The organism is Citrobacter meridianamericanus (assembly GCF_041320245.1).
Lineage (GTDB): Bacteria > Pseudomonadota > Gammaproteobacteria > Enterobacterales > Enterobacteriaceae > Citrobacter > Citrobacter meridianamericanus.
On record NZ_CP101036.1, the window covers coordinates 4,620,875 to 4,644,109 of the forward strand.

Annotated in this window: 14 protein-coding genes, 1 tRNA gene and 3 pseudogenes; 14 read left to right on the forward strand and 4 right to left on the reverse strand. The window is 46.9% G+C overall.

The genetic code is table 11. The features are described 5' to 3' along the window. Positions 1-635: 635 nt before the first annotated feature. The 4 genes and pseudogenes from NMD08_RS22505 to NMD08_RS22520 form a co-directional block, all read left to right on the forward strand. Positions 636-861: pseudogene (locus NMD08_RS22505) on the forward strand (hypothetical protein). Between the two features lie 242 nt (positions 862-1,103). Further along, positions 1,104-1,277: a hypothetical protein gene (locus tag NMD08_RS22510; protein ID WP_370619101.1), complete on the forward strand. Its 174-nt coding sequence runs from the start codon at positions 1,104-1,106 to the stop codon at positions 1,275-1,277. A 1-nt stretch (position 1,278) separates the two neighbouring features. Beyond that, the gene (locus tag NMD08_RS22515) at positions 1,279-1,626 is read left to right on the forward strand and encodes a hypothetical protein (protein ID WP_370619103.1); all 348 of its coding nucleotides are present in this window, start codon (positions 1,279-1,281) and stop codon (positions 1,624-1,626) included. 2 nt (positions 1,627-1,628) lie between these two features. Continuing rightward, positions 1,629-1,973 (forward strand): annotated as a pseudogene (locus NMD08_RS22520) (Hcp family type VI secretion system effector); the annotation flags it as partial. A 232-nt stretch (positions 1,974-2,205) separates the two neighbouring features. On the opposite strand, the gene NMD08_RS22525 reads toward NMD08_RS22520, so the two are convergent. Continuing rightward, positions 2,206-2,532, reverse strand: coding sequence for a DUF1493 family protein (locus tag NMD08_RS22525; protein ID WP_370619105.1), 327 nt, complete (start codon positions 2,530-2,532; stop codon positions 2,206-2,208). Positions 2,533-2,728: 196 nt separating this feature from the next. Between NMD08_RS22525 and NMD08_RS22530 the strand changes: the two genes are divergently transcribed. After that, positions 2,729-3,601, forward strand: a complete 873-nt coding sequence (locus NMD08_RS22530) for a phosphorothioated DNA-binding restriction endonuclease (protein ID WP_370619107.1) — start codon at positions 2,729-2,731, stop codon at positions 3,599-3,601. Positions 3,602-3,734: 133 nt separating this feature from the next. On the opposite strand, the pseudogene NMD08_RS22535 reads toward NMD08_RS22530, so the two are convergent. Further along, a pseudogene (locus tag NMD08_RS22535) lies at positions 3,735-3,959 on the reverse strand (FosA family fosfomycin resistance glutathione transferase); the annotation flags it as partial. A 252-nt stretch (positions 3,960-4,211) separates the two neighbouring features. On the opposite strand from NMD08_RS22535, the gene NMD08_RS22540 reads away from it, so the two are divergent. The 8 genes from NMD08_RS22540 (at position 4,212) to NMD08_RS22575 (ending at position 20,149) form a co-directional block, all read left to right on the forward strand. Further along, positions 4,212-5,207: a hypothetical protein gene (locus NMD08_RS22540; RefSeq protein ID WP_370619109.1), complete on the forward strand. Its 996-nt coding sequence runs from the start codon at positions 4,212-4,214 to the stop codon at positions 5,205-5,207. Positions 5,208-5,585: 378 nt separating this feature from the next. Further along, a complete protein-coding gene (locus NMD08_RS22545; RefSeq protein WP_370620221.1) occupies positions 5,586-6,188 on the forward strand; it encodes a DUF1819 family protein in 603 nt (200 codons plus the stop codon). Next, the gene (locus NMD08_RS22550; protein ID WP_014837242.1) at positions 6,185-6,787 is read left to right on the forward strand and encodes a DUF1788 domain-containing protein; all 603 of its coding nucleotides are present in this window, start codon (positions 6,185-6,187) and stop codon (positions 6,785-6,787) included. The genes NMD08_RS22545 and NMD08_RS22550 overlap by 4 nt, the downstream gene beginning before the upstream one ends. 11 nt (positions 6,788-6,798) lie before the next feature. Beyond that, complete coding sequence (brxC, locus tag NMD08_RS22555; protein ID WP_370619111.1) at positions 6,799-10,440, forward strand: BREX system P-loop protein BrxC; 3,642 nt, start codon at positions 6,799-6,801, stop codon at positions 10,438-10,440. A 45-nt stretch (positions 10,441-10,485) separates the two neighbouring features. Then, positions 10,486-14,136 carry a BREX-1 system adenine-specific DNA-methyltransferase PglX gene (pglX, locus tag NMD08_RS22560; protein WP_370619113.1) on the forward strand — a complete coding sequence of 1,217 codons (3,651 nt, stop codon included), beginning with the start codon at positions 10,486-10,488 and terminating at the stop codon, positions 14,134-14,136. 190 nt (positions 14,137-14,326) lie between these two features. Beyond that, positions 14,327-16,924, forward strand: a complete 2,598-nt coding sequence (gene pglZ / locus NMD08_RS22565) for a BREX-1 system phosphatase PglZ type A (RefSeq protein ID WP_370620222.1) — start codon at positions 14,327-14,329, stop codon at positions 16,922-16,924. A 10-nt stretch (positions 16,925-16,934) separates the two neighbouring features. Further along, positions 16,935-19,019 carry a protease Lon-related BREX system protein BrxL gene (gene brxL / locus NMD08_RS22570; RefSeq protein ID WP_370619115.1) on the forward strand — a complete coding sequence of 695 codons (2,085 nt, stop codon included), beginning with the start codon at positions 16,935-16,937 and terminating at the stop codon, positions 19,017-19,019. 38 nt (positions 19,020-19,057) lie between these two features. After that, positions 19,058-20,149, forward strand: a complete 1,092-nt coding sequence (locus NMD08_RS22575; RefSeq protein WP_370619117.1) for a hypothetical protein — start codon at positions 19,058-19,060, stop codon at positions 20,147-20,149. Between the two features lie 269 nt (positions 20,150-20,418). Here NMD08_RS22575 and NMD08_RS22580 read toward each other — a convergent pair whose 3' ends face one another. Both NMD08_RS22580 and NMD08_RS22585 read right to left on the reverse strand, forming a co-directional pair. After that, on the reverse strand, positions 20,419-21,684 hold the full coding sequence (locus NMD08_RS22580) for a tyrosine-type recombinase/integrase (RefSeq protein ID WP_370619119.1): 1,266 nt from the start codon (positions 21,682-21,684) through the stop codon (positions 20,419-20,421). A gap of 198 nt (positions 21,685-21,882) precedes the next feature. Continuing rightward, positions 21,883-21,967 (reverse strand) — tRNA-Leu (locus tag NMD08_RS22585). Positions 21,968-22,187: 220 nt separating this feature from the next. Between NMD08_RS22585 and NMD08_RS22590 the strand changes: the two genes are divergently transcribed. Continuing rightward, a complete protein-coding gene (locus NMD08_RS22590; RefSeq protein WP_370619121.1) occupies positions 22,188-23,207 on the forward strand; it encodes an NAD(P)-dependent alcohol dehydrogenase in 1,020 nt (339 codons plus the stop codon). Positions 23,208-23,235 lie beyond the last annotated feature (28 nt).

Here is a 23,235-nt window from a genome sequence, read left to right on the forward strand (position 1 = left end):
TTGATTATGGAAATAGTCCGGTCAACATTAATCACTGGCAATAATTTAAAAAGCTGTAAATGTGAGTGATGTAAATCACACGTCGTTTTTTTACCCGTTCATATTCAACAAGTTTTTTTTTGCGTATTGATTTGCCATTCGCGGTAGTGCGCCCACTGAGGGGGGAAATACTGAAAACTTAACTTTCCAGGCTGTGCGCATAATGTATTCGTGAATGAGTACACCCCATTTTGTGAGAGTCGGATCACTTCACGGGGTTATATTTGTGATTCACATCACCAAAAGTGTAAAGTAAAGTGTACAAAACGGTGTTGTTTCAGAGTTTGCTATTTGCTTCAGTGAGTGAGATCGCATTTTTGGCCTGATACAGAGGGGCGTTGTTTTCTGGAAATGGTAGGTATCTGGTGGATTGAATGAGAATGAATTTATACGGTGAATAATACCGGATTTATTGGGATAGAGAGGTTTTCTATTTATTCCGAAAGCGTGCAATTCGCGCTTATTTCATCTTATTTACATCTGGACTTCCCCCAGGATACTGGCGTAATTTACAGGGGTTTTACTAGCGCGATGTGAAGGTGCGCCAACACCTCCGCATCGCTGATCGCAGTAACTATTATAGGAGAATAGTCACCATGACTGATACGCATTGTATTGCAGTTTCATTTGATCCAGAAGTCCACGCCGCAGATAACCGTCGCCTGAAGGTGGGTTATGCGAGCCGTTATCCTGATTACAGCCGAACCCGAAGAGTCAGAACTAATGAAATCCCTGCGCGCCGTGGAAAAGCTCTCCGCGCGCAAGCAAAAGCAGGTGCTGGAGTTTATCGGGGGGATTGCGGGGAAAGCATTGAAGGGGTGAGTGTGTGATTGTCATTGTAATTGAGGCGCCTGCGGGCGCCTTTATTGGTGACGAATTTTCATGTGATTTTTTATATTACCACCAGAATATTTATTTCAAGAATAAATACCTCTAATTAATAATCCATATCGATATTCTTAATGTCATTTGAGAAACTGTTACTCAAGTCAACTATTTCACCATCAATTTTTGTTATTTACATGCTCTCATTTCTAGCTATCTTACTTTATTAAAGGATTGCCATGGCCGAGACAGAAGGCATTGCAAGAAGGATCTATAACATTATCATTCCACCTGATACAGTACAATCTTTTGTTGATTCTATACATACTGGACATACAGAAGACAAGCCTTTTTTTATAAAAACAATTGAGTTAGTGGGAGAACATTTAAACGGTAAGTCTAAGGACTGGTAACATGAAAAAACTTATCACACTAATAATAAACTCATTGTTTTGCGGGTATGTTGCCACCCTTTGTTTAATTTCTCTCATCGAATTCGATTCATGGCAGGATAAAATCCTTGCCATTATTATCATCGTTGGAAGCGCTTATATTATCGCCTTTATAGCCAACAGGTTCTTGCCAACAAAGATACACCTGATGGGGGGAGTTCTTGATCTATTATCCGGTCCATTACTAATCGCAGGAGGCCTCGCTTGTTTCGCTTTTCTTGAACCCTGGCCCGTAAAAATTATTGGAACATTAGTTTGGATTCTCATCATGCTTTATTTCCCTTCCCGTATAAATATAGATAAGGACTAATCATGTCAAACCCAGCCTATCTGTGGTTAACCGATGTAAATGGCTCCCCCGTAATGGGAAGCTCACAAGTTGCTGGACGCATTGGTGCTATTGAACTGAAAGCAGTCACTCATCACCTGTCTGTCCCTGTAGATGGAAATACAGGTAGACTGACAGGAACGCGTGTGCACGCGCCGATTGCAATACAGAAGGAGTTTAATAAAACAATGCCCCTTTTGTATAAAGCGTTAAGTGAAAGCCAGACATTAAAATCAGCCACAATAAAAATGTATCAAATTCTGGAGGTTGGTATTGAAAGTGAATATTTTAATATCATTTTAGAAAATGTAAAAGTGACAGGAATCACAGAGTAATTTCGTAACTGCCATTGAGTATTTCACCAGCACAGAAAGAATGTGCTGGTGGTGAAAGCATACGTTTTATGAACAAACGAGGTCATTCCTCTCTAATAAACAGCGAGATACACCACCAAAACTTTTGAGTAAACTGATACTGCCATGATTCTTCGTACAATTATTTCCCAGATTTTGTCGATGCAATCAACATCTAATTGCGTCAGTATCCTCTGTAAGCATACAGTCAATCATATAACCAGTAACCTGCTCTGGCTGATTCTGCGAACATACGCACAGTAAGCGGTTTTGACACTTGTTTGATGGGTTCTTTCGTAAACCACTTTCGATAGATCGCTTCTCTTTCCCACGGGTAATAGGCCTCAAAATCAATTACTGAAACATCAACGTTATATTTCTCTCCAAAATCTTCAATGGCATACGGTAATTCATCCCATTCAGCGTAACCTTGCAGCGGAGTATCAAGTTCAATCGGGATAGGCTTGAAAGTAAACGTTACCGCGAGAGATAACTCTCCCCGAAAAAATTCTAATACCTCGTTATCCTTCACCATCAAAGATCCTTCGATATGCAATAATTTGCTTACTTATTGTACTCCTGCGTCTCCAGTTTGGGGGACGGTAACCGCCATGGCGTATGTGTTTTTCAGAAAACATAAAAGTGATGTTGGTAGCGCATCAACCCGTCTTTGCTTGATCAGGTGATATTTTGCGAGCATCATCGCAATTATTTACCTGATAATGAAATCAATGACTTCCAGTAAAAACCTGCAACAGGCAATTGCCGACATCACCATCTGGCGTAAAGGCGAGCAGCGTGCTCCGCACAAGCCTCTGCTGCTGCTTCATGTGCTGGCGGGTTATCAGCAGGGTCACGGTCGCCTGTTTGACTACGGTTCGGAAGTTCGCGACCCGTTGCATAGTCTGCTGGAGCGATTTGGACCACAGCGCGCGCAATACCGCCCGGATATGCCCTTCTGGCGCTTACAGGGAGATGGGTTCTGGGAGCTACAAAACGCCGAGCACTGTTCAACATCCGGCAGCAGCAAACAGCCCCCTGCCGGGGAACTGGTAACGCACAACGTTGCCGGAGGTTTTGATGAACAACATTTTTCCCTGCTGAAAAAGAACAAAAACCTCATTAATTCCCTGGCCCAGCAAATGCTCGAGGCGCACTTCACCGAAAGCATTCAGGAAGAGATCGCGGATGAACTGGGATTTGATATCCTGCAAATCCGTAAACAGCGGGACCCATTGTTCCGCCAGCAGGTTCTGCGTGCCTATAACTATGAATGCGCCATTTGTGGCTTCAATATGCGCCACGACAGCACCTCAGTCGCCCTGGAAGCCGCCCATATCAAATGGAAACAGCACGGCGGCCCGTGCGAAATTTCAAACGGACTGGCGTTGTGTGCAATTCACCATAAAGCCTTTGATAAAGGTTCGATTGGGCTGGATGAGCGTATGCGGATTCAGGTATCTCCCGCAGTGAATGGCAGCAGCATAGTGGGCAGACTGTTCTGGGATTTCGACGGTAAATCGATAGCGCTACCGATGATGCGCGAGAATTACCCAAAAGAAGGGTTTATGGAGTGGCACAGGAAGGAGGTGTTTAGAGGGTGAGTGCGGAAGGCCGGACTCGCCTTTTGGTTTAATTTGTTGAAAATAAATGAGTTGTGAGGTTTTACTTTGGGGATTTGGCCCCAGAATGGGACAAAAAATTGAATACTGCGTGGAAGATCACAAAGTTGGGTGATTATTTTCCAGTACCGAAACGCATTCCAGAGTAAGGCTTCTCACGGCATTGCGCCAGTCGGGATGCTAAATCTCCCACATGCAGCTCCAGCTTGTGGCCATCCGGGTCAAGAAAATAGAAAGATTGCCCTTCGCTTTTATTGTCTTTCCAGACCGTCACTCCCGCCAGTTTCAGCTTATATGAGAACGGCTCAAAATCTTCTGGCGCGATGTTGAATGCGCAGTGGTGAAGTCGCTAAACTGCCGTTCTATGGTAAGACATGAGTAAACTGTGTACAGGGTGATTAGTAAGACATGGTGGAGGATAAGGCAAAAAATTAATGCACAAATAGTTGCTACCGCACTCATATGCGGAGAAATAAACTACTGCAAAAGTGCAATATTTTTCGGAGATATGTCATTAGAATAGGTATGGGATTGTTTCATAACATATCAAGCAGTATTTGCTTGATGCCTAGAATGAATTTTGGGGGAAATCATGGTTGGTAAAAGAAAATTCGTATCTGAATTTTCAGTGAGCATTACTTCTAAAGGATGGCTGATGTTCACTCCTGATCAGCTGCATGCTGATGGTAAGATGAATGATGAGCTCCAAGAAGTTGCTGACAATAGCCATATATATCTCATCTGTAAAAAGCCAAAAGCAACATGTTGTAACGAGCAACCTATAATCCACAATGGCCTTGTTTCCGGTAAAGTGTCTAGTCGGGTCAAAGGTAAAGAAATAGTTTCTGAATATACTTTTCCATTTGAATTTGAAGATAATGAGGTTAGTTTGAATGTAGCAGATTACCCACATAAAAAAATTCAGACGTACAAGTCTGATGGCTTATGGGAAAGATATTGGCCGAGCGACGTATTGGCTTTATATACTGGAAATGATATTTATCGTAACTTTGAGGTTTTATATGTAGGTCAAGCATTTGCTGAAGGAAAGAGAACTGCAATTGACCGGTTAAAAAGTCATTCTACACTTCAGAAAATTCTTGCTGAAACTATGAGTGACTATCCAGATGACCAAGTATTTATTTTTAATTTGGTATACGATGATTATATACTTTTAACTTCTTTCGATGGACGAGACAAAACTAGTATTACCGGTGAAGAAGACAATATTCGTCTCAAAAGCATAATAGACAATCATTTATCCCAAAAAGAAGTAATTTGCTTAGCCGAGGCAGGGTTAATAAGATATTTCCAACCTAAATATAATGCCATTTATAAAGAAAGTTTTCCTGCTTCAGATCAGAAGATACTTTCAGGTTGTTTTGCGCTCGATTTTTCTGGTTTATCAGTAGAAATCGAATTGAGCCCATCACCTTTCAGATTATATTCTGATAAAATTAAATCCCGTTATCATCATATTGCTGCATTTAATTTATCTGATGAAGAGGAGAGACTTGGTTTCTTTACCTTAAGCGATGGCGTTACAGAAACTAACATACTTGGTAATGTTATTAAAATGGGAAAATAAAATTTGACTGATGATATTAAGCGGTATGCACCGCCTTTTTATAGGTAATCAGGAAGTATTAAGACAGGATCTTAATATATTTAATCAAACATTTAACTTAAGCATGTCTTTCTATGGAACTTGAATCTCATCTGACTCAGAATGTTGTGGCTGACCGTAAGAATAATACTAGTAAAATGAGTATTAAATCTCTAATAAGCGGTTTCAAACTGGCTACTCAGGCGATGGTAAGCATCAATGCTCGGGCTCATGAGAATCCTTCAAGCCTTACCCTCTCACAAATTGCCATTTCTCATGGCATCCGGCCCCTTCCCCCATTACAATCATCGTTTGTTTTTTTGCGAGCTGCATAGCAGTCTTCAGAGGGTAGATATGACGATGAAAAACGGCAAGGCATGGATTGGAGACCTGCTAGGCGGGCCGCTGATGAGCAGGGAAAGTCGAATCATCGCTGAGCTCATGCTTACCGCTCCCGATGAACAGACCTGGCAAGAGCAGATCGTGGGTCATAACATTCTCCAAGCTTCCTCTGCCAATACTGCAAAGCGCTATGCCACAACGATAAAACTACGCCTGAATACGCTTGATAAAGCCGCGTGGTCACTTATTGCGGAAGGGAGCGAGCGCGAGCGTCAGCAATTGCTATTTGTCGCTCTGGTACTCCATTCACCGGTTGTTAAAGACTTTCTGGCTGAAGTGGTAAACGATCTGCGCCGACAGTTTAAAGAAAAGCTCCCTATGGATAGCTGGGATGAATTTGTAACCAGCCATCTTCGCCAGCAGCCCGTACTCACCAGTTACTCAGATTCATCCATCAAAAAAATGGGTAACAACCTGGTCAAAGCGCTGGCTGAAGCGGGTTATCTGGATACGCCTCGCCGACGCAATCTACAGTCAGTCTTTCTTTTACCAGAAACCCAAGCAACCTTGCAGCGCCTTGGACAACAAGAACTGGTTTCTATTCTGGAGGGGCAACGGTGATCGATCCCGTGCTTGAATACCGCCTGTCACAAGTTCAGAGCCGCATTAGCGAAGAACGCTTCCTCAAAAATAACGGCTCCGGTAATGAGATTGGGTTCTGGATTTTTGATTATCCCGCTCAGAATGAGCTGCAGGTGCGTGAACATCTGAAATATCTGTTCCGTAACCTGGAAAAGGACCACAAGTTCGCGCACCTCAACATCTTTCAGATCATTATCGACATGCTCACCGAACGTGGGCTATTTGAGCGCGTCTGTCAGCAGGAAGTGAAAGTCGGTACCGAAGCGCTGAAAAAACAACTCGTTGGCTTGTTGAATCAGAAAAAGATCGCGGATTACATAGCAAAAAAAGTCGATCTTCAGAATCAAGAATTTGTCATCCTGACAGGCATGGGTAATGCCTGGCCGCTGGTTCGTGGCCATGAGCTGATGAGCGCCTTGCAGGACGTGATGGGTTTTACCCCTCTGTTGATGTTTTATCCGGGAACATATAGCGGACACGATCTCTCTCCCCTGGCGGGTATTGATTCCCGAAATTATTATCGCGCCTTCAGGCTGGTACCAGAAAGCGGGCCTGCGGCGACATTGAATCCTCGTTAAAGAGCACAGCAATGAATATTGAACAGATCTTTGAGAAACGTCTGGACCGAAACATCAATGGCGTTGTGAAAGCCGAACAGACGGACGATGCCAGTGCCTGGATTGAGCTTGATGAATACGTCATCACCCGGGAACTGGAAGGACATCTTCGCCATTTCTTCGAATCTTATGTTCCGGCAACCGGTCCGGAGCGTTTACGCATGGAAAACAAAATTGGCGTATGGGTGTCTGGGTTCTTTGGCTCTGGTAAGTCGCACTTTATCAAGATTCTGTCGTATCTATTGTCTAACCGCAAAGTCAGCCATAACGGTACGGAACGTAATGCATACTCCTTCTTTGAAGACAAAATCAAAGATGCTCTGTTCCTCGCTGATATCAACAAAGCGGTCCATCATCCGACGGAAGTGATTCTGTTCAATATTGATTCTCGTGCTAATGTTGATGACAAAGAAGACGCCATCCTTAAAGTCTTCCTGAAGGTGTTTAACGAACGGGTTGGCTACTGTGCTGATTTTCCACACATTGCCCATCTGGAGCGTGAACTGGCTAAACGCGGCCAATACGACGCGTTTAAGACCGCATTCTCCACTATCACTGGTTCAAGCTGGGAAAAAGAGCGCGATTCCTACTATTTCATCAGCGATGAAATGGCAGAAGCCCTAAGTCAGGCCACAGGTCAAAGCGTTGACGCCTCGCGTCAATGGGTGGAACAGCTGGATAAGAACTTCCCATTAGATATCAATAATTTTTGCCAGTGGATCAAAGAGTGGCTGGATGAAAACGGCAAAAACATCCTCTTCATGGTGGATGAGGTCGGTCAGTTCATCGGTAAAAATACGCAGATGATGTTGAAGCTACAGACTATCACTGAAAACCTGGGTGTGATCTGCGGTGGACGCGCATGGGTTATTGTTACCTCCCAGGCAGATATCAATGCGGCCATTGGTGGGATGAGCAGCCGCGATGGACAAGACTTCTCTAAAATCCAGGGCCGCTTTTCAACTCGCCTGCAGCTTTCAAGCTCCAACACATCCGAAGTTATCCAAAAACGTTTGCTGGTGAAAACCGATGCTGCAAAACCCACGCTGGCTAAAGTCTGGCAGGAAAAAGGCGACATTCTGCGTAACCAGCTCGCTTTTGATCCTACAACCACCGCTTCTTTGCGCCCCTACACCAGTGAAGAAGAATTTATTGATAACTACCCGTTTGTCCCGTGGCACTACCAGATTCTGCAGAAGGTTTTTGAGTCTATCCGGACCAAAGGTGCCGCCGGTAAACAGTTAGCCATGGGTGAACGCTCGCAGTTAGAAGCATTCCAGACTGCGGCACAGCAAATCGCCCCGCAAGGTCTGGATTCTCTGGTGCCGTTCTGGCGTTTTTATGCCGCGATTGAGAGCTTCCTGGAACCGGCCGTCAGCCGCACCATCACTCAGGCCTGTCAGAATGGCATTCTTGATGAGTTCGATGGCAACTTATTGAAAACGCTGTTCCTGATCCGCTATGTCGATGTGCTGAAAAGTACACTCGATAATCTGGTCACCCTTTCCATTGATAAAATCGATGCTGATAAAGTCGATCTGCGCCGTCGCGTTGAAACAAGCTTGAACAAGCTGGAACGGGAAATGTTGATTGCACGTGTCGAAGACAAATACGTGTTCCTGACCAACGAAGAAAAAGAGATCGAGAACGAGATCCGCAATGTTGAAGTCGACTTCTCTGCGATCAACAAAAAACTGGCTTCGATCATCTTTGATGACATTCTGAAAAACCGCAAATATCGCTATCCGGCAAATAAGCAGGACTTCGACATCAGCCGCTTCCTGAACGGACACCCGTTAGACGGCGCAATGCTTAACGATCTGGTGGTAAAAATTCTTACCCCCAAAGATCCGACCTATACGTTCTATAACAGCGATGCCGCCTGCCGTCCTTATACTTCGGAAGGTGATGGCTGTATTTTGATTCGCCTCCCAGAGGAGGGGCGCACCTGGACCGACATTGATTTAGTCGTTCAGACCGAAAAATTCCTCAAGGACAACGCCGGACAACGCCCGGAACAGGCCAGCCTACTTTCAGAAAAAGCCCGCGAGAACAGCGTTCGCGAAAAAATGCTGCGCGTCCAGCTAGAGTCGCTTATTGCCGAAGCAGACGTCTGGGCGATTGGCGAGCGTTTACCGAAGAAATCTTCGACGCCGTCCAGCATCGTGGATGAAGCCTGCCGCTATGTGATTGAAAACACGTTTGCCAAGCTAAAAATGCTGAAGCCGTTCAACGGCGATATCGCACGTGAAATCCATGCGCTGCTTACAGTAGAGAATGATACAGAGCTGGATCTTGGCGAGCTGGAGGAATCTAATCCCGAGGCGATGCGGGAAGTGGAAACCTGGGTCAGTATGAACATCGAGTACAATAAACCGGTCTATTTACGCGATGTCCTGAACCACTTTGCTCGTCGACCTTATGGATGGCCAGAAGAAGAAGTGAAGCTGTTGGTTGCTCGCCTGGCACGTAAAGGCAAATTCAGCTTTAGCCAGCAGAATAACAATATCGAGCGTAAGCAAGTTTGGGAGCTGTTCAATAACAGCCGTCGCCACAGCGAGCTACGTCTGCACAAAATTCGTCGTCACGACGAATCACAAATTCGCAAAGCCGCACAAACCATGGCGGAGATTGCCCAACAGCCGTTTAGCGAACGTGAAGAACCCGCACTGGTCGAACATATCCGTCAGGTCTTCGACGACTGGAAGCAAGAGCTGAATGTCTTCAGAGCGAAAGCGGAAGGTGGAAACAATCCAGGAAAAGAAGAGATTGAGTCAGGCCTGCGCCTGCTGAATTCCATTCTCAGCGAAAAAGAAGATTTTGCCCTGATTGAGAAAGTCACCAGTCAGGCCAATGAGCTTCTGGATTTCAGTGAAGATCGTGAAGATTTGGTCGATTTCTACCGCAAGCAGTTCGCCACCTGGCAAAAGCTGGGGGCTGCGCTGAATGGCAGCTTTAAATCCAACCGCAGCGCGCTGGAAAAAGACGCCGTGGCGGTAAAAGCGCTGGGTGAGCTGGAAAGCATCTGGCAGATGCCGGAGCCTTATAAGCACCTCAATCGCATCACGCCGCTGATTGAACAGGTCCAAAACGTCAACCATCAGTTAGTCGAACAACACCGCCAGCACGCCCTGGAGCGTATTGACGCCCGTATCGAAGAGAGTCGCCAACGCTTGCAGGAAGCGCACTCCACGTCAGAGCTGCAAAACAGCGTTCTGCTGCCGATGCAAAAAGCCAGAAAACGTGCCGAGGTCAGCCAGTCGATCCCGGAAATTCTGGCGGAACAGCAAGAGACAATGGCGCTGCAAACGGATGCCGAGAAGAAGATTAACCAGTGGATCGACGAGCTGCGTAAAAAACAGGAAGCCCAACTTCGGGCAACGAGTGAAGCTAAACATGCGGCAGAGTCACAACAGACCTATGTTGTGGTAGAAAAGCCCGTAATCCAACCGGTACCGAAAAAAACGCATCTGGTGAATGTCGCCAGCGAGATGCGCAAAGCCACCGGTAGTGAAGTGCTGGAAACCGCCGAGCAGGTGGAAAAAGCGCTTGATAAGCTTCGCTCTGCGCTACTGACAGCCATTGAGGCAGGTGACCGGATTCGTCTTCAGTAACCCCCATTTCAGGGCAGCGCTCTGCTGCCCTTTGCAGGATTTTCTATGAATACCAATAACATCAAAAAATACGCTCCACAGGCCCGTAACCAGTTCCGCGATGCGGTGATCCAGAAGCTGACCACGTTGGGGATTTCCGTCGATAAAAAAGGCACTTTGCAGATTGCTGATGCCGAGATCGTCGGCGAAACCGTGCGCTATGGTCAGTTTGACTACCCCAAGTCCACCCTCACCCGCCGCGATCGCCTGGTAAAACGCGCCCGCGAGCAGGGCTTTGACGTGCTGGTTGAGCACTGTGCCTATACCTGGTTCAACCGCCTGTGCGCCATTCGCTATATGGAGATCCAGGGTTATCTTGACCACGGTTTCCGCATGCTCTCGCACCCGGATAACCCAACCGGCTTTGAAGTGCTGGACCATGTGCCGGAAGTGGCGGAAGCGCTGCTGCCGGAGAAAAAGGCACAGCTGGTTGAAATGAAGCTGTCCGGTAACAAGGACGAAACGCTATACCGTGAACTACTGCTAGCGCAGTGCCACGCCCTGCACCGCGCGATGCCGTTCCTGTTTGAAGCAGTCGATGATGAAGCTGAACTGCTGCTGCCGGATAACCTGACCCGTACTGACTCTATTCTACGCGGTCTGGTAGACGGCATTCCGCCTGAAGACTGGGAAGACGTTGAAGTTATCGGCTGGCTGTATCAGTTCTATATCTCTGAGAAAAAAGATGCCGTTATCGGCAAGGTGGTAAAGAGCGAAGATATTCCTGCCGCCACCCAGTTGTTCACCCCAAATTGGATAGTGCAGTATTTGGTGCAGAACTCCGTCGGTCGCCAGTGGTTGCAGACCTACCCGGATTCGCCGCTGAAAGGCAAAATGGACTATTACATTGAGCCAGCCGAACAGACGCCAGAAGTGCAGGCGCAACTGGCAGCCATTACGCCTGCCAGCATTGAACCGGAAAGCATCAAGGTTCTCGACCCGGCCTGCGGCTCCGGCCATATTCTGATTGAAGCCTATAACGTGCTGAAAAATATCTACGAAGAGCGTGGCTATCGCGCCCGCGATATTCCACAGCTGATTCTGGAAAATAATATTTTTGGTCTCGACATCGATGACCGTGCCGCACAGCTTTCCGGCTTTGCCTTATTAATGATGGCTAGACAGGATGACCGCCGGATATTCACCCGCGACGTGCGCCTGAATATTGTCTCCCTGCAGGAGAGCCTGCATCTGGATATTGCTAAGCTGTGGCAACAGCTGAACTTCCACCAGCAGAACCAGACCGGCAGCATGGGCGATATGTTTGCCGAAAATACAGCATTAGCGCATACCGACAGTGCCGAATATCAGCTGCTGATGCGCACGCTGAAGCGCTTTGTGAATGCCAAAACGCTGGGCTCGCTGATTCAGGTGCCGCAGGAAGAAGAAGCGGAACTGAAGGCGTTTCTCGGCGCGCTGTATCGCCTGGAGCAGGAAGGCGATTTCCAGCAGAAGACTGCCACGAAAGCGTTTATTCCGTATATTCAGCAGGCGTGGATACTGGCACAACGATATGATGCGGTAGTGGCGAATCCGCCATATATGGGGAACTCATACATTCCTAGCATAATCAAAGAGATAGCTAATGTTAATTTTAGTATTGGCAAGGCAGATCTATATTCTATTTTTATGTTACGATGCTTTAGCTTCACAAATAAAAACAGTATAATATCATTGATGACACCATTTACTTGGTTAACGATTAAATCTTTTGACAAATTAAGAAAGTTTATCTGTGATAACTCCGAAATCATATCGTTAGTTCAACCAGAGTATCATTCTTTTTTCGAGTCAGCTTACGTTCCTATCTGCGCATTTAGTCTTAGAGCAAGTTCAACAGATAGTTATGGCGTTTTTATAGATCTTGCACCTTATTACGGAGCATCTATCCAAGCACCAAACCTTCTTGAAATTATAAACAAAAAAGAACACAAACAAAAATCAGAAAGAAAGACATCTATCTTTGAAGTTTTTCCTAATTATGCTTTTCTATTTTCTCTTAATGAAAATCTCATTTCAATATTTAGAAATAAAAATTCAATCTCTGACATTTCAGATGTCACCGAGGGTGTAAAAACAGGTGATAATGAAATGTTTCTAAGATCTTGGACAGAGGTATCCTATAGTAAAACTAACCACAAGGTAAATGGCGGTAAAAAATGGGTTCTTTACCATAAAGGTGGAGAGTACAGAAGATGGTACGGCAACATAGATTATGTTATAAATTGGGAAGGTAATGGTGATATTATAGCTCAACATCCAAGTTCGGGCTTTCAGGGAAAGAAGAACTATTTCTCTGAAGGTGTAACTTGGTCCAAGTTATCTAGCAGCTATTTTGGTGTAAGATATCTTCCAGATAACGTTCTTTTTGATTCTGGGAGTCCTGCTGTATTTTCCAATAATATTGAGAACAATAGGGTTGTGCTTGGTTTCTTGTGTTCGAAAGTTGCAACTTACTTGGTAAAAAAAATCAACCCGACACTAAATTTCCAAGTAGGCAATATTGCATCATTGCCATTACCTATTATTTCACAAAATGATAAAGAGCATATTGTAAGAATAGTATCCTCTGCTATAGAAATATCAAAAGAGAACTGGGATTCGCAAGAAACATCTGTTGATTTCAAATCCAATAAATTAGCAAATGGAAATGCATCACGTATAAAACAATCTTTACATATTCTCTTAGATTACTGGAATGTAAAAATTTCGGAAATGATATCCATTGAATCTGAAATAAATAAATATTTCATTAATCTATTTAGCATTAGTGACGAATTAACTATCGAGCACCCTTTAAAAGAAATAACGCTTTATGGAAACCCCGTTTATCGTTACGGTGAGCTAACGTCAGAAAATTCGCATAATAGACTTAAATCCGATTCATTTTCTGAATTACTTTCCTATTCCATCGGCTGCATGATGGGCCGCTACTCACTCGATCGCGAAGGCCTCGTCTACGCTCACGAAGGTAATAAAGGCTTCACAGAACTAGTCACCGAAGGCGCGTACAAAACCTTCCCTGCGGACAATGACGGTATCCTGCCGCTGATGGATGACGAGTGGTTTGACGATGACGTCACCTCTCGCGTCAAAGAGTTTGTCCGCACCGTCTGGGGCGAAGAACATTTGCAGGAAAATCTCGAATTTATCGCCGAAAGTCTCTGTTTATACGCGGTCAAGCCTAAAAAAGCCGAATCTGCGCTGGATACCATCCGTCGCTATCTTTCCAACCAGTTCTGGAAAGATCATCTGAAGATGTATAAAAAGCGCCCGATCTACTGGCTGTTCAGCTCCGGTAAAGAGAAAGCGTTTGAGTGTCTGGTCTATCTGCATCGCTACAACGACGCGACGCTGGCGAGAATGCGTACCGAATATGTGGTGCCGCTGCTGGCGCGCTACCAGGCCAATATCGATCGCTTGAACGAACAGGTCGATGCTGCCTCCGGCGGCGAAGCCACCCGTCTGAAGCGCGATCGCGACAATCTGAGCAAAAAATTCAATGAGCTGCGCAGCTTCGACGATCGCTTACGCCACTATGCTGATATGAGAATCAGTATTGATCTCGACGACGGCGTTAAGGTTAACTACGGTAAGTTTGGCGATCTGCTGGCGGATGTGAAAGCCATTACCGGCAGTGCGCCTGAGGTGATGTAAGTCAGATAACATACCTTCCCACCCCACCGGGCTTCAGCCCGGTGGTGATCTCAATACGGGAAACCTGCCTTATTCAGGCATCCGTCACCTCCAGTTCATGATAAAATGCGGCTTTATGTCAGAACGCGGAACATGGTTTCCAGGCGTTCAGGCATCTTCGAATTTACAGAACCAACATGGGATTGTGACCTTGCAAAATCAGGAATTTATTGCCGGCCTTAAAGCAAAATTCGCCGAACATCGCATCATTTTCTGGCACGATCCCGATAAGCGTTTCCTCGAAGAGCTGGGTAATCTCGAACTGGAGAATATCACGCTGCTCGACATGACCGATCAGTCGCAGTTGGCGGTTAAAAAGCGTATTGAAATTGATGAGCCTGAACAGCAGTTTTTGCTGTGGTTCCCCCACGATGTGCCCCCCAAAGAGTTCGACTGGCTGCTGGATATTCGTCTTTATAGTACGGAGTTCCACGCCGATTTCGCCGCCATCACGTTGAATACGTTAGGCATTCCGCAGCTTGGCCTACGCGAGCATATCCAACGCCGGAAGGCATTTTTCAGCACTAAACGTCTTGCTGCCTTAAAAGGCCTGGTGACTGAACAGGAAAACGAAGCCTCCCTTGATAAGAAGATGGTTGCGGTCATCGCTGGCGTGAAAACAGCAAAAACGGAAGAGATTCTGTTCAGCCTGATTACCCAATACGTTAATCAACAGAAAGATGATGACAGCGACCTGGAAAACACGCTGACGATGCTGAAACGCCACGATCTGGAAGGTGTGTTGTGGGACATTCTGAATCAGGAAATGGGCTATCAGGCCGAACATCCGACCCTGGAAAACCTGATCCTCAAGCTGTTCTGTACCGATCTCTCCGCGCAAGCTAACCCGCAGAAACGCGAATGGCTGGAAAAAAACGTACTGACCACAGCTTCAGGAAGAGCATCCGCGCTGGCCTTTATGGTCACCTGGCGTACCGACCGTCGCTACAAAGACGCTTATGATTATTGCGCACAACAGATGCAGGATGCGCTGCGACCAGAAGATCAGTACCGCCTCAGCTCGCCGTATGATCTGCACGAGTGCGAAACCACGCTGAGCATTGAACAGACCATTATTCATGCGCTAGTGACGCAGCTTCTGGAAGAGAGCACCACGCTTGACCGTGAAGCCTTCAAAAAGCTTCTGTCTGAACGCCAGAGCAAATACTGGTGTCAGACGCGTCAGGAATACTACGCCATCTATGACGCGCTGCGTCAGGCTGAACGACTGCTGAATCTGCGTAATCGTCATGTTGACGGTTTCCACTATCAGGACAGCGCAACGTTCTGGAAAGCTTACTGCGAAGAGCTGTTCCGCTTTGACCAGGCCTACCGCTTGTTTAACGAATACGCGCTGTTGGTTCATAGCAAAGGCGCAATGATCCTGAAAAGCCTGGATGACTATATCGAAGCGCTGTATTCCAACTGGTACCTGGCAGAATTAAGCCGGAGCTGGAATAAGGTTCTGGAAGCCGAAAACCGTATGCAGGAGTGGCATATTGCGGGCGTTCCACGGCAGCAGAACTTCTACAATGATGTGGTTAAGCCACAGTTTAACAATCCACAAATCAAGCGTGTGTTCGTGATTATCTCCGATGCGCTGCGTTATGAAGTGGCAGAAGAGCTGGGCAACCAGATCAATACCGAGAAACGCTTTACTGCCGAACTGCGTTCCCAGTTGGGCGTGTTACCCAGCTATACCCAGCTGGGAATGGCGGCATTGCTGCCACATGACAAGATATGCTACCAATCGGGTAGTGGTGACATCGTTTATGCGGACGGGTTATCCACCTCAGGTACGCCTAACCGCGATACCATTCTGAAGAAATATAAAGGGATGGCAGTAAAATCGGACGATCTTCTGAAATGGAAAAATCAGCAAGGACGGGATCTTATTCGCGATTACGAAGTCATCTATATTTGGCATAACACCATTGATGCCATGGGTGACAGCGCATCTACGGAGGAGAAGACCTTCGAAGCGTGTCGCAACGCGGTGGTTGAACTGAAGGATTTAGTGACCCGTGTGATTAACCGTCTGCATGGTACACGCATTATCGTCACGGCGGACCACGGTTTCTTGTTCCAGCAGCAGCCCCTTTCCGGGCAGGATAAAACTACGCTGCAGATCAAGCCGGACAATACGATTAAAAACCATAAACGCTTTATTATCGGCCACCAGCTTCCTGCCGATGATTTTTGTTGGAAAGGAAAAGTGGCGGATACCGCAGGCGTCAGCGATAACAGCGAGTTCCTGATTCCGAAAGGGATCCAGCGTTTCCATTTCTCGGGCGGCGCGCGATTTGTGCATGGTGGTGCCATGCTACAGGAGGTCTGCGTTCCCGTATTGCAGGTGAAAGCGCTGCAGAAAACCGCTGCCGAGAAGCAACCTCAGCGTCGTCCGGTAGACATCGTGAATTACCATCCGCTGATCAAACTCGTCAATAACATTGATAAAGTCAGCCTGCTGCAAACCCATCCGGTAGGTGAGTTATACGAACCGCGTACCCTGAATATCTTCATCGTCGACAACGCCAATAATGTGGTATCCGGTAAAGAGCGAATCTGCTTTGACAGCGATAACAACACAATGGAAAAACGCGTGCGTGACGTTACGCTGAAGCTGATTGGCGCGAATTTCAATCGCCGTAATGAGTACTGGCTGATACTGGAAGATGCACAAACGGAAACGGGTTACCAGAAGTACCCTGTGATTATCGATCTGGCATTTCAGGATGATTTCTTTTAAGTGAGGCGATATGCAAACCCATCATGACTTACCCGTTCCAGCCGTCTCCGAAGGGGAACTCGTCGCAGAAGGTTACGATCTGGACGCCTTACTGAATCAGCATTTTCGCGGTCGGGTGGTGCGTAAAGATCTTACCAAGCAGCTCAAGGAAGGGGCTAACGTCCCGGTCTATGTGCTGGAGTATCTGCTCGGTATGTACTGCGCTTCCGACGATGACCAGATCGTCGAGCAAGGGTTGCAGAACGTTAAGCGTATTCTGGCTGATAACTACGTCCGCCCTGATGAAGCAGAGAAGGTGAAATCGCTCATTCGTGAGCGAGGATCCTACAAGATCATCGATAAAGTGTCGGTCAAGCTCAATCAGAAGAAAGACGTTTACGAAGCTCAGCTCTCCAACCTCGGTATTAAAGATGCATTGGTTCCACCGCAGATGGTCAAGGACAACGAGAAGCTGTTGACCGGTGGCATCTGGTGCATGATCACCGTGAACTACTTCTTTGAGGAAGGACAGAAAACGTCCCCCTTTTCTCTGATGACGCTTAAACCTATCCAGATGCCCAATATGGACATGGAAGAGGTATTTACCGCACGTACGCACTTCAACCGCGACCAGTGGATTGATGTCCTGCTACGTTCCGTGGGTATGGAACCTGCCAACATTGAGCAGCGAACTAAATGGCACCTGATCACCCGCATGATCCCTTTCGTGGAAAATAACTATAACGTCTGCGAACTGGGCCCACGCGGTACCGGTAAAAGCCACGTCTATAAAGAATGTTCGCCAAACTCGCTGCTAGTTTCCGGCGGACAAACCACGGTAGCAAACCTGTTTTACAACATGGCCAGCCGCCAGATTGGCCTGGTCGGCATGTGGGATGTGGTCGCGTTTGATGAAGTGGCAGGGATCACTTTCAAAGACAAAGACGGCGTGCAAATCATGAAGGATTACATGGCGTCTGGCTCGTTTTCACGCGGCAGAGATTCGATTGAAGGCAAAGCGTCGATGGTGTTCGTCGGCAACATCAATCAGAGCGTTGAGACGTTAGTCAAAACCAGCCATCTGTTAGCCCCCTTCCCTGCCGCGATGATCGACACGGCGTTTTTCGACCGCTTCCATGCCTATATACCCGGCTGGGAAATCCCGAAAATGCGCCCGGAATTCTTTACCAACCGCTACGGCCTTATCACAGATTATCTCGCCGAATACATGCGGGAAATGCGCAAACGCAGCTTCTCCGATGCGATTGATAAGTTCTATAAGCTGGGTAATAACCTCAACCAGCGAGATGTTATCGCGGTAAGGCGCACGGTTTCTGGTCTATTGAAACTTCTTCATCCCAATGGCTGTTACAGCAAAGAGGACGTCCGTGTTTGCCTGACCTACGCCATGGAAGCCCGTCGTCGAGTCAAAGAACAGCTTAAAAAGCTGGGCGGTCTGGAGTTCTTCGATGTGAATTTCAGCTACATCGATAACGAGACGCTGGAAGAATTCTTCGTCAGCGTGCCAGAACAGGGCGGCAGCGAATTAATTCCTGCTGGCATGCCAAAGCCAGGCGTAGTGCATTTGGTTACGCAAGCGGAAAGTGGCATGACGGGTCTGTACCGCTTCGAAACTCAGATGACCGCTGGTAATGGTAAGCATAGCGTTTCTGGTCTGGGATCAAGTACCTCTGCTAAGGAAGCTATCCGGGTTGGATTTGACTATTTCAAAGGCAACCTCAACCGCGTTAGCGCAACAGCGAAATTTTCTGAACATGAGTACCACCTGCACGTAGTCGAATTGTACAATACCGGACCAAGTACTGCGACTAGCCTTGCGGCACTTATTGCCCTGTGTTCCGTTTTACTGGCGAAACCCGTTCAGGAACAAATGGTCGTGTTAGGTAGCATGACGCTCGGTGGTGTAATCAACCCTGTTCAGGATCTGGCGGCTAGCTTACAACTTGCTTTCGATAGCGGCGCGAAGAAGGTCCTTCTGCCGATGTCTTCTGCGGTAGATATTCCGACTGTACCAGCCGAGTTGTTTACCAAATTCCAGGTCAGTTTTTACTCTGAACCTGTAGATGCGGTGTATAAGGCGCTGGGTGTCAATTAGAATTAAAACCAATTTTTTAAAAATTGAAGAGGCTACAAATGGGAAAACGCTCTGAAATTAAATTCATAAGACCTTGCCTCTCCATATATGAAAATAATAAGGTATTGACCCCAGCTTATGCTTTGCAGTGTTTGACGCAGAAAAAAGTGGTTCAGATAAACTTAGATAATTGCTCTTTACAAAGAATGGAGGAATTATCATCGACATCAACTCTGGAGGATGTAAAACGAGTTGGCCTATTGCCGTTAGTAAATCTATTACAATCAGGAAATGTATGTTTAACCGCAATTGGTGTTAATGAAATGCCTGATATATGGGTTGAGAAATCAATGACGGCCTATCAGAACTTTTGCCACCGATTCTGGCCTGGTCATATTGACGATCCCGAGGCGACTTTCAGGGAATACACCCCAGACTCTGAAAAAAAGAAAATTAATTTTCAGGAACTTTCCGTTGAAGCAAGGACGGTATATGGTCTTCATTATATATCTATGCTTCAAATTCAAAATATAAAATTAAACTATTCTCATCTCACGCCTGAAAAAAGATTCGAAGTATATCTTTATAGCATGATAAGCTTCATTGACATGATTAGTGCGTATGATTTAGAAATAGCAAAATATGCTTTTTGGGATCTTGACTCAAACACCATTAATCAGCTGCCAGAGAGTATACATACGCGTCGAAAATATATAAAAGAGAATTTTTATAAGAACGGAAGCAATCTTGATAAATGTCGATGGTATGCATTTGATGCAGCGATGGATTTACACTGGCTTACGGGAGCTAATTTTTCAGAAGATATAGGTTCCTTCATCACTATAAATGGTGTAAAGTTTGAGACTGAACATTGGGTTGGAACAAACGACAAAAAATTATATTATATCTCACAAGATATTCATCATATTTACTATGAGGGTTCAACGATGAAGGCGTTGAGTTCCTGTAGAGAAGATGAGATGACTGCATTTCAATACTGGGAATTTGTTGATAGTATTTCACAATCTGTACTTTTATCCCGTAAACATTCAAAAAAGAAACCAAATCCTAATATTACCAATTTGATTGATTTGGCTGTAGAAAAAATCGAAAATGATTTACATAATTATTTTTTAACAAAAGACACCTAAAGTTATCATTATCGAAATAATACGTTTCAGTTCCTTCTTAGCTTTAAGCGACCAGGTGATTTTCAGAATTGTATCTTAATCTTGGTCTAACATAGGCTACGGATGCAGGATGGCACTCATCGCGTGGGAAAACCATGTCTCACCATTCGCATGTTGTAAGCCTTACTATCGTAGGTCACTAAATTCGGTCTGTCAGTTTGCCACAACAAACTGACAGACCCTAACGGAATACTTAAGCCTGCATCACAAAGTCATACTAACTCAGCCAGTTAATCTCTGGAGAACTCCCCTTTCCCAAATTCAAAAGGACTCACCCCCTTCTCCCGATTCGCATCCAGATAATCCGCCCACCACTGCAGCATCAACCTGCGCTCCCCCAGATGTTCCGCTTTATGGATGTAGGCAGCCCTAACAGAGCTACGCTCCTGATGGCTCATCTGCCGCTCTACGGCATCCCTCGACCATAGACCCGATTCAATCAATGAGCTACAGGCCATTGTCCTGAAACCATGCCCACAGACTTCCGTTTTCGTGTCATAGCCCATCACTCGTAGAGCCTTGTTCACCGTGTTCTCACTCATGGGTTTACGCGGATCGTGATCTCCTACGAAGATCAGGTCAAGGTTCCCATTCATGCTTTTGATCTTTTCCAAAATAGCCAGAGCCTGCCGCGACAAAGGAACAAGATGTGGAGTCCGCATCTTCGAACCACGCTGAGAATGTTTAACACCTCCCAGCGGTTCACGCTCACCTGGAATCGTCCACATAGCAGTTTCGAAATCAACTTCTGACCAGCGAGCAAAGCGTAGCTCACTAGATCGGATGAAAACTAACAAGGTGAGCTCCACGGCCAACCTAGTTAACGGCCTGCCGGAGTAATGATCAATGCGATGAAGTAATTCAGGAATGCGATTAAGTTCTAACGCAGCGCGATGTTGCCGCTTTGCTGTAGCAACCGCTCCAGCGATCTCCTGCGCGGGGTTGTAGTCGATTAAGCCGCTCTGAACGGCAAAGCGCATAATCGCGGTAGTCCGCTGCTGTAAACGGGCGGCGACTTCGAGTCGTCCGGATGATTCCACAGCTTTGATGGGGACAAGCAGATCCCGAGTTTTCAGTTCAGCAATGTTCCGCTTACCGATAACAGTAAAGAGATTATCCTCAAGGCTTTTTAATACACGAGCGCTATGCGTTGAAGACCATTTCTGATTACTGGCATGCCAGTCTCTGGCAACTACTTCAAACGTTATCGCCTCTTGCTCCTGCTCTACCTTAACGGCTTTCTTGTTCTCACTGGGATCGACGCCATTAGCTAACAGCTTACGGGCTTCATCCCGGCGTGCCCGGGCATCCGCCAGCGACACTTCAGGATATTTCCCCAGCGCCAGCATCTTCTCCTTACCGCCAAAGCGATAACGCAGTCGCCAGTATTTGGAGCCGTTAGGGTGAACCAGCAAAACCATGCCATCACCGTCAGTTAGTTTATAGGCTTTTTCTTCAGGCTTTGCCGAACGAACCTTCACATCACTCAGAGCCATGATAAGTATCCTTTCAAGGGTTCTGTGTGGGTACAAACATTATCGAACCGGGATATACCCGCAGTTGTACCCGCATCAGTAAGTTGATGTAGATTGAATCAGGTTGACTTAGGTTGAGTGAAAAAGCGAGGAAAGCCTTGCGGATACTGGATTTCAGGCACAAAAAAAGACGTCCGTTGACGTCTATTGATGTTCCGATGGTGCCGAAGGCCGGACTCGAACCGGCACGTATTTCTACGGTTGATTTTGAATCAACTGCGTCTACCGATTTCGCCACTCCGGCACGGAAGGGATGCGGAAAACGTTGTGAATTATACCTGTCGTGCGCCACCATGCAAGCGCCAGCGTGTATCTGGCCTGCTAAGTGTTGAAAATTTCAGCATTACCTTTCCCACCTGCAACCCTCATCACAGTTTGCCCTCTTCTTAATCCCCCCTTCTGCGAAGCGTCCCGTTTCCCCATGCTCTACACTTCCAGTTCAACACCACACTGAGGGAAACACGATGTCGATGATAAAAAGCTACGCCGCAAAAGCGGCGGGCAGCGAACTCGAACTCTATGAATATGATGCGGGCGAGCTCAAGCCGGAAGATGTCGAAGTCCAGGTCGATTACTGCGGTATCTGCCATTCCGATTTGTCGATGATCGACAACGAATGGGGATTCTCTCAGTATCCGCTGGTTGCCGGGCATGAGGTGATTGGTCGCGTGGCAGCGCTCGGCAGTGCGGCGCAGGATAAGGGTCTGAAGGTTGGTCAGCGCGTTGGGATTGGCTGGACGGCGCGCAGTTGCGGACATTGTGACGCCTGTATCAGCGGCAATCAGATCAACTGCCTGGAAGGGTCCGTTCCCACTATTCTCAATCGCGGCGGCTTTGCCGAGAAGCTGCGAGCCGACTGGCAGTGGGTGATCCCCTTGCCGGAGAGCATCGACCTGGCGGCAGCTGGTCCCTTGCTGTGTGGCGGCATCACGGTGTTCAAACCGCTGCTGATGCACCATATCACTGCCACCAGCCGCGTTGGGGTGATCGGCATCGGCGGCCTGGGACATATCGCCATTAAGCTGTTACACGCGATGGGTTGTGAAGTGACCGCATTCAGCTCCAATCCGGCGAAAGAACAGGAAGTGCTGGCGATGGGGGCGGATAAAGTGGTCAACAGCCGCGATCCGGATGCGCTAAAAGCGCTGGCGGGCCAGTTCGATCTCATCATTAACACGGTTAACGTCGATCTCGACTGGCAGCCCTATTTTGAAGCGCTGGCCTACGGCGGTAACTTCCATACCGTCGGCGCAGTGCTGAAGCCGCTGCCGGTGCCGGCATTTACCTTAATTGCCGGGGATCGCAGCATCTCCGGTTCGGCGACCGGGACGCCATTTGAGCTGCGCAAGCTGATGAAGTTTGCCGGGCGCAGCAAGGTGTCGCCTACCACCGAGCTGTACCCGATGTCGCAAATTAACGCAGCTATCCAGCACGTGCGTGATGGCAAGGCCCGCTATCGCGTGGTGCTGAAAGCCGACTTCTGATGCAGGGCTCAGTCCCGCAAGGAGCTGG